This is a genomic window from Paenibacillus sp. P4_E11 (genome assembly GCF_056401635.1).
Map to the genome: position 1 here is coordinate 25,651 of NZ_JBFUIX010000027.1, position 15,591 is coordinate 41,241.

10 protein-coding genes and 1 other annotated feature are annotated in these 15,591 nt (G+C 52.4%); all 10 genes read left to right on the forward strand.

Annotated elements, in window-relative coordinates:
- Nucleotides 1-160: 160 nt before the first annotated feature.
- The 10 genes from AC1DWB_RS12930 (at nt 161) to AC1DWB_RS12975 (ending at nt 15,512) form a co-directional block, all read left to right on the forward strand.
- Nucleotides 161-805, forward strand: a complete 645-nt coding sequence (locus AC1DWB_RS12930; RefSeq protein ID WP_477541481.1) for a cyclase family protein — start codon at nt 161-163, stop codon at nt 803-805.
- A 44-nt stretch (nt 806-849) separates the two neighbouring features.
- A complete protein-coding gene (locus AC1DWB_RS12935; RefSeq protein ID WP_477541482.1) occupies nt 850-1,818 on the forward strand; it encodes a C-terminal binding protein in 969 nt (322 codons plus the stop codon).
- 22 nt (nt 1,819-1,840) lie between these two features.
- Nucleotides 1,841-2,608: an SDR family NAD(P)-dependent oxidoreductase gene (locus AC1DWB_RS12940; protein WP_477541483.1), complete on the forward strand. Its 768-nt coding sequence runs from the start codon at nt 1,841-1,843 to the stop codon at nt 2,606-2,608.
- A gap of 225 nt (nt 2,609-2,833) precedes the next feature.
- Nucleotides 2,834-3,838, forward strand: coding sequence for a zinc-dependent alcohol dehydrogenase (locus tag AC1DWB_RS12945; protein ID WP_477541484.1), 1,005 nt, complete (start codon nt 2,834-2,836; stop codon nt 3,836-3,838).
- 61 nt (nt 3,839-3,899) lie between these two features.
- Nucleotides 3,900-4,166 (forward strand) — a binding site (T-box leader).
- Between the two features lie 49 nt (nt 4,167-4,215).
- Nucleotides 4,216-5,250, forward strand: coding sequence for a phenylalanine--tRNA ligase subunit alpha (gene pheS / locus AC1DWB_RS12950; protein WP_477541485.1), 1,035 nt, complete (start codon nt 4,216-4,218; stop codon nt 5,248-5,250).
- Between the two features lie 27 nt (nt 5,251-5,277).
- Nucleotides 5,278-7,722, forward strand: coding sequence for a phenylalanine--tRNA ligase subunit beta (gene pheT / locus AC1DWB_RS12955; RefSeq protein ID WP_477541486.1), 2,445 nt, complete (start codon nt 5,278-5,280; stop codon nt 7,720-7,722).
- Between the two features lie 236 nt (nt 7,723-7,958).
- Nucleotides 7,959-11,060: a hypothetical protein gene (locus tag AC1DWB_RS12960; RefSeq protein ID WP_477541487.1), complete on the forward strand. Its 3,102-nt coding sequence runs from the start codon at nt 7,959-7,961 to the stop codon at nt 11,058-11,060.
- Between the two features lie 10 nt (nt 11,061-11,070).
- On the forward strand, nt 11,071-11,622 hold the full coding sequence (locus AC1DWB_RS12965; protein WP_477541488.1) for a CvpA family protein: 552 nt from the start codon (nt 11,071-11,073) through the stop codon (nt 11,620-11,622).
- A gap of 264 nt (nt 11,623-11,886) precedes the next feature.
- Nucleotides 11,887-13,683 (forward strand): ABC transporter ATP-binding protein, encoded by a 1,797-nt coding sequence (locus AC1DWB_RS12970; RefSeq protein ID WP_477541489.1) that lies wholly within the window; start codon nt 11,887-11,889, stop codon nt 13,681-13,683.
- On the forward strand, nt 13,683-15,512 hold the full coding sequence (locus AC1DWB_RS12975) for an ABC transporter ATP-binding protein (protein ID WP_477541513.1): 1,830 nt from the start codon (nt 13,683-13,685) through the stop codon (nt 15,510-15,512). The genes AC1DWB_RS12970 and AC1DWB_RS12975 overlap by 1 nt, the downstream gene beginning before the upstream one ends.
- The last annotated feature ends 79 nt before the right edge of the window (nt 15,513-15,591 follow it).

Genomic DNA, 15,591 nt, shown 5'->3' on the forward strand with positions numbered 1-15,591 from the left:
TTCGTCTTAAGATCATCAGGAGGCTATCTATTTTCTTTATCGAACAAATTGGATATATAAAAATCGAAAAATAAAGTATAAAAGATATATTGACTTAATATAATTGTGTTGTAGTATTGAATTGTATCATACGGTTACAATCCGAAGGGAGGAAATGCAGTTGACCAGAAGGTTCATTGATTTATCGATGGATATTTATCATGGGGCTCCTACGTTTGCTTATGATCCCAAGTGTGCGGTTATTGTACACAATACGACGGACACAATTGGATATAACATTACCCAATTATCCATGAGTACGCATCAGGGCACACACTTGGATGCGCCGTTTCATTTTCTGGACGATGGGATCACGGTAGAGCAATTGGATTTGCACAAGTGCATGGGGGAAGCCATACTGGTGGATCTGAGTTATAAGAAGGCCAAAGAGCCGATAGAGATTGCAGATTTTGCTGCGTATGACGACCGAATTGGCGAGGGCAGTCGGGTGATTTATCGTACGGATTGGCACAAGCAGTTCCCGCAGCCGCACTATTTCTCGGATTTTCCATATATGACAGTCGAATTAGCCCAATGGCTGGCTGATCGTAAAATCGGCATGATTGGCATGGATGTGCCAACACCGAATCCTGATGACTATGTAAGCGTTCACAAAATTCTACTCGGTGCTGAAATTGTCATCGTGGAAGGATTGGCGCATCTCGCGGATATTGCGAATCAAGAGTTTTTTTTCATGGCGGCCCCTCTACGTATTCGCGGTAGAGACGGTTCACCTGTCCGGGCTTTGGCTATGATTGACGACTAACAGTTGGATTGGATACAGAGGAGAAGAGGGAGGAGACCGTATCAATGACTGAATATGTGGTGGCGGTAACAGATTATGGGTTTCCTGATCTGACACCGGAGCGGGAAGTTCTGGAGCCGCTAGGATTCCGGTTCGTGACGGGACAGTGCAAGACAAGTGAGGATGTACTTGAGTTATGCCGTGATGCAGATGCTGTCCTCACGCAGTGGGCGCCGATGACAAATGAAGTAATAGCGGGCCTGGAACGGTGCCGATTGATCGTACGCTATGGCATCGGCGTGGACAATGTCGATTTGGAAGCGGCCAAGCGACAGAGCATTCCGGTGGCGAACGTTCCCGACTATGCAATCGATGAGGTTGCCGATCACGCCGTTACGTTGCTGCTCAGTTCTGTGAGGAAAGTTCCTCAGGTCGTCTCACGGGTGCGGAACGGAATATGGGAGATCGCCCCTTGTCGACCGATTATAGGCCTGCAAGGAAGAACCGTAGGCTTGGCCGGATTCGGTAATATTGCCAGAGCAGTCGCGAAGCGGCTGCAAGCATTCGGTTTGCATGTGATCGCTTTCGATCCGTTCGTTCAGGATGATGTCTACGCCTCGCTTGGCGTTGGCAAAGTGGAGTGGGATGAGCTGCTGGAACGAAGCGATTTCCTATCCGTTCATCTTCCACTCACGGCCACAACGAAGCATTTGTTGAATCTAGAAGCTTTTCAGAAGATGAAGAACACAGCATACATCGTGAATACGTCCAGGGGCGGGGTTATTAGTACGAATGATCTGGTTACAGCGTTGCAGGAAGGACTAATCGCCGGTGCGGCATTGGATGTTCTGGAGGAGGAGCCAATTGTCGTAGGACATCCGTTGCTCGCTCTGGAGCAGTGTCTGATTACAAGTCATTGCGCCTGGTATTCCGAGAGTTCCTTGTCCAGACTGCAGCACTTCGCTGCCTTGGAGATTAAGCGGATGTTTTCCGGTGAGCAACCTAAGCATATTGTGAACGGTGTAGGGAGATAAACGATAAGGAGATGAGCTGCTCATGCGCGGATTGAAGGGGAAAACGGCCGTCATTACGGGCGGCGCACGGGGGTTGGGCGAGGCGATCGCTGACCGCTTCCATGGGGAAGGGTGCACAGTCTGGCTGTTGGACATAGATCCATCTGGCTTGGAAACGGTGAAGCGGATCAAGGACCGGAACGGCGGAGGTGCGATCCACTTTGTACAGCTGGACATTGCTGATGAGTTACAGGTAGCGGACGCCGCTTCAAGGATCGAACAGGAAAGCACTAGTGTCGACATTCTGGTGAATAATGCAGCGGCCTTCGTATTCAAAGGAATCGATGCGACACACGAGGATTGGGATCGTATCCTGAACGTTAATATCAAAGGCACATCAACCGTAACCAAGTATGTGGCTCCCATGATCGGAAAGTCAGGGGGAGGCGCTATTATCAATCTTTCGTCGATAAGCGGTTTTGTCGGGCAGCCTGAATTCGCAACCTACAATGCGACCAAATTTGCACTGCGCGGATTGACCAAGTGTTGGGCGATTGACTTGGCACAGCATCATATTCGTGTGAACTCGGTTTGCCCAGGGTATATTCGCACGGATGCGTTTGAAAATTCTTGCATCGCCTTGAACCGCGATATCGATGAGGAAGACAGACGCGTATCTGAATTCCATATACTAGGCAGGCAGGGTAAGCCGGAAGAAGTAGCCGGGGCAGTCGCTTTTCTTGCTTCGGACGATGCCTCCTTCATTACCGGCACCGACCTGCACGTAGACGGTGGGTATTTGGCCAAGTAGAGAAGTAGAGGCTGTCGATTGATAGAGGGAAAACGGCCGTTCCAAGTGAAAAAGGACCCCTTCAGCTCAAACATCTTGTTTGAACCTCCTTTGATTGTAAAAGGGATTTCGCGGTATGGAGGTTCAAGCCAAACTCGCCGGGGTCCTCTTTTTCACTTTCCACTCCTTTAACCACAATGAATAGACAGCCTCAAGTAGTGAGTTAGTAGGAAGGAGCGAATTATTTTGAAATCGTTAGTATATAAGGGGCCTAGACAGCTGGAGCTGCAGGAGACGGAAATGCCGGTTCCAGGACAGGACGAAGTGTTAATCAAAGTAGAAGCTGTCGGGATTTGCGGCAGCGAGTTGGAAGGCTACTTGGGGCATAGCTCTGTGCGTGTCCCTCCACTCATCATGGGTCACGAGTTCTGTGGCGTGGTGGTTACGCCGGGTTCATCCTCTGAGAGATTGCAAGCGGGAGACAGGGTGGTAGTCAATCCGCTGATCGCTTGCGGGCGATGTGACCGATGCTTGGCAGGTAGACTGAACATTTGCCGCCAACGTCAGATCATAGGTATTCATCGGCCAGGTGCATTCGCGGAATACGTCACGGTCCCGCGGGCTAATGTTTACCGGGTTCCGCGGGAGATGGACCCCCAGCTCGCTTCACTGGCTGAGCCGCTCGCCGTATGCATTCATGCGCTGAAGCTAGGTCCGGGATTGATCGAGCACCTGGTTGTGATGGGGGCAGGCCCAATAGGTCTTCTTACCGTACAGGCGGCATTGAACATGGGAGTCGAGAAGATTGTAGCGGTGGACCGGCAGCCTGCGAGGCTGGAATACGCTCGGAATTTGGGGGCGATCCCCGCAACTCCGGAACAGCTGGAGCTTATCGCCGGTGAAACATTCGGATCTAGCGGTGTTGACACGATTATCGATTGTGTAGGCGTGCAGGCCACACGTGAGCAGGCGATGCTATTGGTTAATCCAGGTGGAACGATCGTGATGGTTGGCCTAGGTCAAGATCAAAGCGCCTTGTCTATGAACCATCTGGTCAGACAGGAGCTGTCTGTGCTCGGTTCGTATACTTACTCAACTTCTGATTTCGAGCAAGCTGTGGAACTGCTTGTGAAAGGTAAGATTACCGCTGACRATTGGATCGCGAGCTGCGAATTGGAAGAGGGGCCGGCCAGCTTCGAATCATTAGTCGAGGGGCGCGCGGCCGCAGGTAAAATCATCATGACCTTGTAGGGAAGTCCATAGCTTCCTTGGTACTTGCATCCCGGCCGCAGTTTGCATATAATGTTGTATAACAAATGCGTGGACGGAGAAGAGTAAGCAGTGCTTCCTTACAGGGAAGAGGCGCCGCAGATTGAGAGCGTCTCTATGGAACAGGCCGCTGAAGTTCACTCCCGAGCAGTCCTTTGAACCTATTTCGAAAAGTTCACTTTTTGGGGTAGCATTAGAAGGTACCGGTTCCGAGCCGTTAATCGATCAAGTGAAGCTGAGGTCAATGCCGTTCCAGCAACGGGTTGGCAAGCTTAACAAGGGTGGTACCGCGAGCACAATCGTCCCTTACCGGGAGATGGTGCTCTTTTTTGTTTGAATTCAAGGAGGAGGGTATGGAGATGAAGGATCGATTACAGGCTTTGAAGGTTGAAGCGCTGCAGGAATTGGGGCAAGTATCGAGCAGCCAACAGTTAAACGACTTGCGTGTGAAATATTTGGGCAAAAAAGGGCCATTGACGGAAATATTGCGTGGTATGGGCGCATTGAGCGCAGAAGAGCGTCCGATTATCGGTCAGGTAGCGAATGATGTACGTGCTGCGATCGAGGAAGTGATCGAAGCGAAGCAAGCGGAATACCAGCGTCAAGAAACCGAAGGCCGTCTGCTAGCCGAGACGATTGATGTGACATTGCCTGGCCGTCCGTCCGAGCTGGGAGCGGTGCATCCGCTGAACAAGGTCATTCAGGAGATTGAAGATATATTTCTAGGAATGGGCTACACGGTTGCAGAAGGGCCAGAAGTCGAGAAAGACTACTATAACTTCGAGGCGCTCAACTTGCCAAAAGACCACCCCGCTCGCGATATGCAGGATTCGTTCTATGTAACCGAGGACATTCTGATGCGGACCCATACGTCGCCGGTGCAAGTGCGAACGATGGAGAAGCGCAACGGTGAAGTGCCGGTTAAGATTATTTGTCCAGGCCGCGTGTACCGCCGCGATGACGACGATGCGACTCACTCCCATGTGTTCACACAGATCGAAGGGCTTGTTATCGACCGTAACATTCGCATGAGCGATCTGAAGGGAACCTTGCTGCAATTCGTACAGGAGATGTTCGGCAAGCAGACGCAAATTCGCCTCCGTCCGAGCTTTTTCCCTTTTACCGAGCCTAGTGCTGAGGTGGATGTGTCCTGCATGATGTGTTCCGGTCATGGCTGTCGCGTCTGCAAGCATACTGGTTGGCTGGAAATTCTCGGCTCCGGGATGGTTCATCCCAAGGTGTTGGAGATGGCCGGTTACGATCCTAAGGAATACAGCGGCTTCGCATTCGGAATGGGCGTTGAACGGATTGCGATGCTGAAATATGGCGTGGATGATATTCGCCATTTCTACACGAACGATCTGCGATTCTTGAAGCAATTCGTGCACATATAAACGATTGGGAAACGGAGGGACAAGAAGATGAAAGTATCCTACAAATGGTTGTTGGAATACGTGGATTTATCCGGGTTTACCGCGTCGGAATTGGCAGAAAAATTGACTCGCAGCGGCATCGAGGTCGATGTGGTGGAGAACCGCAACAAAGGCGTGGAAGGCGTTGTGGTCGGTTATGTCAAATCGCGGGAGAAGCATCCCGATGCGGATAAGCTGAGCGTATGTATCGTAGATGCGGGCCAGGACGAAGACCTGCAGATCGTCTGCGGTGCGCCTAACGTGGCAGCGGGCCAAAAGGTTCCGGTTGCAGTCGTGGGAGCGACGTTGCCTGGCGATTTCAAGATCAAGAAGGCGAAGCTCCGTGGAATGGAGTCGCAAGGCATGATCTGCTCGGCCAAGGAGCTGGGCTTGAACGATAAGCTGCTGCCCAAAGAAATTCAAGAGGGCATCCTTGTGCTACCCGAAGATACGAAGATCGGGGCGTCCATTCTGGATGTGCTCGCGATTGACGATGAAGTGCTGGAGCTCGATCTGACGCCAAACCGCTCTGATTGCTTGAGCATGTTGGGCGCGGCTTACGAGATCGCGGCGATTCTGGGTCGGGAAGTCACGCTGCCGGATAGCGAGCAAGGTCTACACGCGTCCGCAGTCAAGGCCGCCGATCATATCGGCGTCCGCATCACGGCCGCCGAGCAGTGCTCGCACTACGCCGCTCGCCGCATCGAAGGCGTCCACATCGGCCCGTCGCCGCTGTGGCTGCAGAACCGCTTGATGGCGGCAGGCGTCCGCCCTATCAACAACATCGTCGACATCACGAACTACGTGATGTTGGAGTATGGGCAGCCGCTGCATGCGTTCGACGCGGAGAAGCTGACGAATGGCCAGATCGATGTGCGTCTCGCGAACGAGGGCGAAAAGCTTGTCACATTGGATGACGCAGAGCGCGAGCTAACACCGAACATGCTGCTTATAACCGACGGCGTGAAGCCGGTGGCAATCGCAGGCGTTATGGGTGGGGCTAACTCCGAGGTGACACGTGACACCACGACGCTCGTACTCGAATCCGCTCGCTTCGCCGGAGGATCCGTACGGAAGACGTCCCGCCAGTTAGGTCTGCGCTCGGAAGCGAGTGTGCGCTTCGAGAAGGAAGTAAACCCGGAAGCGGTCATTCCAGCTTTGGACCGTGCAGCATCACTAATCGCCCAATATGCAGGAGGGCATGTGAACGAAGGGATCGTCGAAGCCCGGACGCTAGAGCCGCAGCCAGTGGCGATTGAACTGCAACTTGCGAAGATCAACAGCTATCTAGGGACTGAGTTGTCTCAGCTGGAGGTCAAAGTTATCTTCAACCGTCTGCACTTCTCTTACGAGGAAACAGCAGAAGAAACATTACTCGTTCATGTTCCATCGCGCCGTGGAGACATTACACGTGACGTCGATCTGATCGAAGAAGTCGCTCGTCTATACGGTTACGACAACATTCCAACGAGCTTGATTCAGGGTGTAACAACACCTGGATCGCTGACGAGGGAACAACGTATTCGCCGAACGCTGCGGGCATTGTTGACGGGGAGCGGCTTGCATGAGGTAAGCACTTACTCATTCACACATCCAGATCAGATTGCACAGTTCCAGGGCATGTACCCGGCCGCGCAACCTGTGAAGCTGGCGATGCCGATGAGCGAGGAGCGAAGCACTTTGCGGACCAGCTTGATCCCGCATCTGCTGGATACGGCGGCATACAACCGGAATCGGAATACGAATGATGTGGCTATTTTCGAAATCGGTAAAGTGTTCGTTAGCTCAGAAGAACGTTTGACGACCTTGCCGGATGAGTTGCTGATGCTTGGCATTCTCTGGACAGGCAAGCGAAGCGGCGAGCATTGGGGCGGCAAAGCACAGGCCGTAGATTTCTATGATTTGAAAGGGATTTTCGAAACCGTGATTGCCGACCTTGGGATTCAAGGATTGCGCTATTCAGCTGCACAGCCTGATGGATTCCATCCGGGGCGTACGGCTGAAATCACGATTGTCTCGGAACGAGGTGTTACTTTAGTCGGCCGAATCGGTCAACTGCATCCTTCGTTGCAGCAGGCCAAAGATTTGGATGATACTTATGTGCTTGAGGTAGAGCTTCAGCCGCTCTTCGATCATGTAGATTTCGGAATTGCGTACGATCCGCTTCCTAAGTATCCGGCTATCGGCCGAGACATGGCCATTGTTGTGAACCGAGACGTGCCAGTCGGCGATATTTTGGCCAAGGTACGTGAGACTGCAGCTGCTCTGTTGGAATCGATTGAAGTGTTCGATTTATATACGGGGGAACGACTGGGAACGGACAAGAAAAGCGTTGCGTTCGCCCTTGTATACCGTCATTCGGACCGTACGTTGACAGATGAGGAAGTTAGTGAGCTGCATGGCTCTGTAGTGCGGGTTTTGGAAGAAACATTCAGCGCGGAATTACGCAAATAGGAAGGAAATAAGACCGGTCACATCGAATGTAATAATAACGTCGATGGGCCGGTTTTTCTATGGAGCAACACCGCCTTGTCGCGACGAACGATTCCGGGGACCGGAACGAGAACGGAAGGGAAGGGCACGCGATGAAAAATGGCGAAAAAATACGCGTTTCAGTCGATATATACGGACATACATATAAACTTCTTACTACAAATAGCGTTGGTTACGTAAAACGAGTTGCACAGTATGTGAATGATCAGATGCACCAGATTGCGGCAGGTTCACAACGACTGGATATGCCACGAATTGCTGTCCTGGCTGCAGTTACGATGGCCGATGAAGCGTTGAAAATTCAGACCTCAATGGAGCAGCAGACGGCAGAGCTGGAAGAAGCTGAGCGACTGAAGAGCGCTTATGCGGAGCTGCAAGAACAGGCTGCCTTGAAGGAAGTCGAGTATACGACCGAGCTGAATGCGATAATGGAACGTGAGCAGAAGCAGACGGAGGAGCTGGAGCGTGTTCTCGAGTTGTACGATGCTGAGCGCCTAGAACAGAAGCAGCAGACTGCACAATGGAAACAGCAGGAGCAACGTTTGACCGAGGAAATCACCGGATTGCAGCTAGCCCAGCAGAAGGCTCAGGAGAATAGCTACGCTCAACAAGAGCTGTATCTGGAGCGGGAAAAGCAATTGCTGCAGGATTTGCGCGAACAGCAAGAGGTGCACCAGCAACTGCAGGAAGAGCATCGACGCTACCAGCAAGAACAAGGCGAGTTGCTTAGTATCAGCGACCAGGAACTGATCGAGCTTAAGCGACAACGCGAGGAGCTGGAGCACGAGATCGCACGTGCACGGGCGGAGCAGGAGCGGAGTCGCGAGCAACACGAGCGTCAGGCGACTCAGGTGCGCGGGGAGCTGGAGCAGAGCCGAGCGGAATTGGCGAATGCTCAAGCGGAGCAGGCGAAGCAGCGTGAGGAGCATATGCGAGAAGCGGCGCAAGTGCGTGCGGAGTTGGAGAAAGCACAAGCGGATCTGAAGCGAAGCGGCGAGGAGCAAGTGGAGCTGCTGCGTCTGAACGAGCAGGAGCAGGAGCAGAGCCGAGCGGAACTGGCGAAGGCACAAGCCGAGCAGGCGAAGTTGCGCGAGGAGCATGAGCGTGAAGCGGCGCAAGTGCGTGCGGAGTTGGCGAAAGCACAAGCGGAGCTGAAGCAAAGCGGTGAAGAGCAAGTAGAGCTGCTGCGTCTGAACGAGCAGGAGCAGGAGCAGAGCCGAGCAGAGCTGGCGAAGGCACAATCCGAGCAGGCGAAGTTGCGCGAGGAGCATGAGCGTGAAGCGGCGCAAGTGCGTGCGGAGTTGGCGAAAGCACAAGCGGATCTGAAGCGAAGCGGTGAGGAGCAAGTGGAGCTGCTGCGTCTGAACGAGCAGGAGCAGGAGCAGAGCCGAGCGGAACTGGCGAAAGCACAGGCAGAGCAGGCAAAGCAGCGTGAAGAGCATGAGCGAGAAGCGTCGCAGGTGCATGCGGAGTTGGCGAAAGCACAAGCGGAGCTGAAGCGAAGCGGTGAAGAGCAAGTAGAGCTGCTGCGCCTGAGCGAGCAGGAGCTGAGTGAGCAGAAGCGTCAGCGTGAAGAACGCGAACGCGAAGCAGCAAGGGTGCGTGCAGAGTTGGCGAGTGCTCAAGCGAAGCTGACGAAGCAAAGCGAGGAATATGAGCGTGAAGCAGCACAAGCGCGCGAGGAACTGGCAAAAACTCAAGCTGAGCAGAAGCGAAGTGGAGAAGAGCAAATGGAGCTGCTGCGTATAAGCGAGCAGGAGCTGAGCGAGCAGAAGCGTCAGCGCGAAGAGCGTGAGCACGAAGGTGCGCAGCTACGCGCCGAGCTGGCAAAAGCTCAGGCGGAGCTGGTGCGGAGCGGAGAAGAGCAAGCGGAACTGCTGCACATAAGTGAGCAGGAGCTGAGTGAGCAGAAGCGTCAGCGCGAAGAGCGCGAGCACGAAGGTACGCAGCTACGCGCCGAGCTGGCAAAAGCTCAGGTGGAGCTAGCGCGGAGCGGAGAAGAGCAAGTGGAGCTGCTGAGTCTGAGCGAGCGGGAACTGGAACAGAGCCAAGCCGAGCTGGCGAGAGCACGAGATGAGCTGACGAAGCAGCGCGATGAATATGAGCGCGAGTCGGCGCAAGTGCAAGCAAAGTTAGCGAAAGCTCAAGCAGAGTTGAAGCGAAGCGAAGAAGAGCAAATGGAGCTGCTGCGTATAAGCGAGCAGGAGCTGAGCGAGCAGAAGCGTCAGCGCGAAGAGCGCGAGCACGAAGCAGCGCAGCTACGCGCCGAGCTCGCGAAAGCTCATGCAGAGCTCAAGCGAAGCGGCGAGGAGCAAGCGGAGCTGCTGAGTCTGAGTGAGCAGGAACTGAAGCAGAGCCAAGCGGAGCTGACGAAAGCACGAGCAGAGCAGACGAAGCAGCGCGAAGAGCGCGAGCACGAAGCAGCGCAGCTACGCGCCGAGCTAGCCAAAGCTCATGCAGAGCTGAAGCGAAGCGGAGAAGAGCAAGTGGAGCTGCTGAGTCTGAGCGAGCAGGAACTGGAGCAGAGCCAAGCAGAGCTAGCGAAAGCACGAGCAGAGCAGACGAAGCAGCGCGAAGAGCGCGAGCACGAAGCAGCGCAGCTACGCGCCGAGCTAGCCAAAGCTCAAGCCGAGCTGGCGCGGAGCGGCGAGGAGCAAGACGAGCTGTTAGGCTTGAGCGAACAACTTCAGCAGCAGACGGAAGCGGAGAAGACGCAGCTAATGCAAGACTTACAACAGTTGCAAGCAGAAGCCGAACGACTCCGTAAGGCGAATGAGCAGCTACAGCACGGGCAAGAGCTGAAGCGGAAGTTAGCAATGGAGCAGGAGCAGAAGCTACTCGATCAGATCCTAGCCCAGCAAGAATCCCACAAGCGCGAGCTGAGTGTCGCCGAGCAGCAGGGTCATGCGGCGCTGAAGGAGACGGAAGCAGAGTGGCGAGAGAAGTTGCGGCAGGCGGATGAGCAGTTGCATAGCATGCATCAGCAGGTTGAGCGAGCAGAAGCGCAAATCATCGCGATAGAGCAACAGACAGAAGGCTGGCAAGAGGCGGCAGCGGCGCAGGCGGAAACCGAGTGGTTGGCTCGCTTCGAAGAAGCGGAGAAAGAGTGGAGCGAACAACTCGAGCAAGTCCGAGACCGCGAACGATCGCTAGTCGAGCAACTCGAGATTGCCGAGAATACATCGGGTCATAACGACGAGCTGGAAGAGAAGTACCGCAAGCTTCAGTCGGAGTACGCCAAGCTGAAAGTCGAATTCAATGAGTGGATTGAACTTGTTGATATTGTAGAGAAAGAATAAGCGGTGGCAGATGCATTCATATAACGTGTTAGATGTTGTTGTTGCCGTAATCATTGTGGGCGCCATTCTTCTCGGTTACTACCGGGGGTTTGTCGCCCAGCTTGTGTCTATAGCTGGTTTCTTCATTGCCTACCTCGTTGCCTACTTGCTGTACGACGAGCTCGCAGCTGTATTGTCTCGTATTCTTCCTGTTCATTCGTTCAAAGCAGTAGAGCAGTACGCTTTTATTATCGAAGGTCTGAACATCGATACGTATCTATACAACGCGATCAGTTTCGCTCTTCTGTTCTTCGTAACCAAGATTGGATTGACGGTAATAGGTCGTGTTTTGCATTTGGTAACCAAGGTTCCTGGAATCCGAGCAATTAACAAATGGTCTGGGGCGCTGCTAGCTTTAGTTGAAGCGGTTCTGATTGTAGTAATTGGTGTCCATGTAATGGGTGCGCTGCCTTCTGAATCCGTGCAATCCGTACTGGAGCAATCCAAGATAGCTGCCTACATCATGGAACATATGCCCGAAGCAGCTTTGAAACTGCAGCAATTGTGGAGTGCAAGGATATAAACCAAGCTCAACTCACCAGTTTCATTTTTTGCCAAAAATATGATTAGATCAGTCCACAGACGGAGATGTTTACAGGCTGTGGGCTGTTTTTTACAGAATCAGAAAGTATAAACTTCGAGAGATTGCATCCTGATTCGGCATAAAAAGTTACCGCTAAAGACGAACCCGCTTCACCGAGTTGCTCCGTTAGGAGCTTTTTTTATACGTAGAGGTAGTGGTAAAATAAGGTAGGAGAAGTTACGTCACACAAACGGGAGAAGATCCATGAAGATTACCGCTAGAAAATATGCAATCGCAGATATGCTGAGGATTCCGTATCAATGCTCGCCTGTCCTGACTGTATTAGCGGGGGTGCTGATTGTGCTTGGAGGTCTAGTCCCGACCTTGCAGATCGTGGTCACAGCCCAGTTCATCGATGTCGCGATATCCATTGTAAGTGACAAAGCGGCCACTAGCTTGATTTATCCGTCGTTGTTCGGTGTCGTTGCGCTGATTGCGTTCATGTGGATTTCCGGGGAGCTGAAGAAATTCGTCCAGGTGCGTTTGGAGCTCGCCATACGGGAGAAGTTCCGCACAGCCATCGTCGAGAAGAGGGCGAAGCTCGCCTACCAACACATCGAAAATCACGAAACATGGGATCTTATATCCCGGGTTTCGGTCAATCCGGAAACCCAGATGAAAACGGCGTATACCGAGCTGTTGTCGCTCGTATCGACGATCATGCAAGTCGCCGGGATTCTAGTCTTGCTCGTCGCGCAGGTGTGGTGGGCCGCGTTGTTGATCGTAATGTTCTCCGTACCATTGTTCGCTCTCGCCATCAAGAGTGGTAAGGCCAACTATCAAGCCAACCGGGAAGTATCCAACGTGAAGAGGCGAACTGAATATCTTTCCGTTGTGCTCTCCGGCCGTGACAGCGTGGATGAACGGACGTTATTCGGGTACAGCGAAGCGATCAACGACACATGGTACAGCCAATATGAGACAGCCCGGAAAATCGAATTCAGGACCGAGCGCAAATGGTTCGTCAAGATGAAGACAGGCAGCGTGTTGACCGCACTTATTTCCATCCTCATTATATTCGTACTGCTGAACCCTGTATTGTCTGGCGAGCTAACGATTGGGATGTTCATTGCGCTAGTCAACGCTGTATTCGGACTGGTCCAGTTCATGTCCTGGGAGTTTACCCGGAGCGTAGATCAATTGGCCAAGAACAAAGAATACTTGAACGACTTGACCAGCTTCGCTGCGTTGGAAGAAGATGAGGGCGCAAGTGCACCTCCCGCGTTGCCACCCCCAGCCTTTCAATCGCTTGAATTCCGTGATGTTAGTTTCACTTACCCGGGCATGGATAAGAGGATTCTGGACGGCATGAGTTTCCGAATTGAAGCCGGGAGTCATTACGCTTTCGTAGGCATTAATGGAGCGGGGAAGACGACCATTACGAAGCTCATTACAGGGCTTTACGATAAGTATGAAGGAGAAATCCATCTTAATGGCAAGAACTTATCTGAGTATAGCCAGAGTGAATTGAAAGCGTTTTATTCGGTCGTCTATCAAGACTTCGCCAAATATTTCATCTCGATGAAAGAGAATATCGCGGTAGGGGACATCAATGGGATGGCCGGCGGGAGTACCTCGAACCGCATTCAGTCGACGATCGATCATGTCGGTCTAGGTGATGCGGCCAGTAAGCTGCCCCAAGGTATGGATACACCTCTCGGTAAGATCAAGGAAGGTGGACAGGACATATCGGGAGGCGAGTGGCAGCGGATTGCGATGGCTAGAGCCATCATGAATCCAGCACCATTGCGAATACTCGACGAGCCGACGGCCGCTCTGGACCCTATAAGCGAAAGCAAGCTGTACGAGGAGTTCGAGCATATCAGTCAAGACAAGATGACTCTATTCATCAGTCACCGTCTGGGCTCTACCAAGCTGGCGGATGAAATATTCGTTATCGGTGACGGTCGCGTCATCGAAAGCGGCAGCCATAGAGAGTTGATGATCCTTAACGGGATTTATGCAGAGATGTACGAGAGCCAAAGGAGTTGGTACCAGTGATGAAGAACGATACGAATGTTAAAGGTAAGCCCATATCGCTGGCCGTCATCCTCATCAGGCTGTTTCCTACATTCATCATGGCCTATCCCGTTATGTTCATCTTGATCAATATGATCGCGGTCGTTCATGGGGTATCTTTTGGCGTTATCACGTATGTGTCCAATCTGTTCTTCGACTCAGTCGCCGATGCAGTTTCGAGCCGTGCTACGTTCGGCAGTGGGGCTGAAATCGTGTTATGGATGGGGGCAGCATTAGGCGCGACAACGATCGGTACGCAAGTTTTTAATGGCCTTCATAATTTTATGGGCAACACGTTCATAAAGAAAATGAAGGGTTACTTAAGCGTACAAATCAACAAGAAAACAGCGCGTATTGATCCAATATCCTACGAATCTCCAGCCATGCTAGACGATATTAACAAAGCGAACGAGGGCATGGGCAACAGCATGGGATTGGTTTTTCAAAGTATTACGATCGTCACTTTCTATGTTCCCTACTTCCTGTTCATGGGATGGTATCTGTTCACACTTAAGCCCATTCTGGCACTGTCAGTTGTACTTGTATTCGTCCCGGTGTTCATCAGTCAGTTGATTCGAGGCGTCTTGTTTGCCAAGCTTGAAGACCATGCTGCTCCGATCCGACGTGAATATGAATATCTCGAGCGGTGCATCTGTGATCGGGAGTACTTCAAGGAAACCCGGATATTGGGTGCTTTCGGATTTTTTCGCGATCTGTATCAGTCGACGTTGGCACTATTAGGGAAGAAGGTTTGGCAGGCTGAGCGCAAGGCCGGATTGATGGAGCTTGCTATGAAAATGTTGACGTTGGCAGGCTATTTCGGAGTGCTGTATTTATTGTTTGCAGCAATGCTACAGGGAGATATTACGGTTGGAGCTTTTGCAGCCGTATTTGCATCGATCGGACTGATGTTCGGCATTATGGAGGAAGTGATCTCTCAGCATATTGGCAGGATGACTCGGAACTTGGGTACGGTAAGAAACTTTATTCGATTTATGGATTTGCCTGAAAGAGAGGGTAAGGATTTGCCGGTAGACGCTGGTAGCGGGATAGTTCTGGACAACGTGAGCTTTCGCTATCCGGGAGCCGAGGCTGATTCCTTGTCGGGCATATCGCTTGTGGTCAGGCAAGGGGAGACGATTGCCATCGTTGGTGAGAACGGAGCGGGCAAGACGTCTCTTGTCAAGCTGATGACAGGGCTCTATCTTCCCGCAGAAGGTGCTGTACGTCTAGGCGGTGTCGATACGAAGGAAGTATCAGGTAGAGCAATATATAGCGGGATAACGGCGGTGTTTCAGAAGTTCCAGCGGTACAAGATGACGTTGGACGATAACATCCGCATTAGTCAGACGCAATCCCGCAAGCAGCCTGCAGCCGAAGATGATGATCGATTACGCACTGCGGTTGACCAAGCGGATCTGGATACGGGTCCGAACAATTTCCCGCAAGGATACGACACGATGCTGTCCCGTGAATTCGATGGGGTCGATCTGTCTGGCGGCCAGTGGCAACGCGTTGCGATTGCTAGAGGGTTCTATCGTGCTCATGGGTTGATTGTGTTGGACGAACCTACTGCGGCCATCGATCCCATCGAGGAAACGAGAATCTACAACAAATTTGCCGAGATTTCGAATCATGCCACATCAATTATTGTAACCCACCGTCTAGGTTCAGCTAAGATCGCAGACAGGATCGTTGTGATGGACCAAGGGCGAATTGTCGAAGTCGGCACTCATGACGAACTGATGCGGACGGGTGGCAAGTATGCGGACATGTACCAGGCTCAAGCCCAGTGGTACGCGGTCGTATAGTGACCATACTGAACTCCACGCATGAAGGACCCGGCTCCAGGCCGGGTTTTTTCTATTCCTACACACCAAATTCACATCA

Bases quoted from the DNA above. Each gene is read 5' to 3' on its own strand.
- AC1DWB_RS12935 (WP_477541482.1), top strand. From the start codon at position 850: ATGACTGAATATGTGGTGGCGGTAACAGATTATGGGTTTCCTGATCTG.
- AC1DWB_RS12940 (WP_477541483.1), top strand. From the start codon at position 1,841: ATGCGCGGATTGAAGGGGAAAACGGCCGTCATTACGGGCGGCGCACGG.
- pheS (WP_477541485.1), top strand. From the start codon at position 4,216: ATGAAGGATCGATTACAGGCTTTGAAGGTTGAAGCGCTGCAGGAATTG.
- pheT (WP_477541486.1), top strand. From the start codon at position 5,278: ATGAAAGTATCCTACAAATGGTTGTTGGAATACGTGGATTTATCCGGG.
- AC1DWB_RS12965 (WP_477541488.1), top strand. From the start codon at position 11,071: ATGCATTCATATAACGTGTTAGATGTTGTTGTTGCCGTAATCATTGTG.
- AC1DWB_RS12970 (WP_477541489.1), top strand. From the start codon at position 11,887: ATGAAGATTACCGCTAGAAAATATGCAATCGCAGATATGCTGAGGATT.
- AC1DWB_RS12975 (WP_477541513.1), top strand. From the start codon at position 13,683: ATGAAGAACGATACGAATGTTAAAGGTAAGCCCATATCGCTGGCCGTC.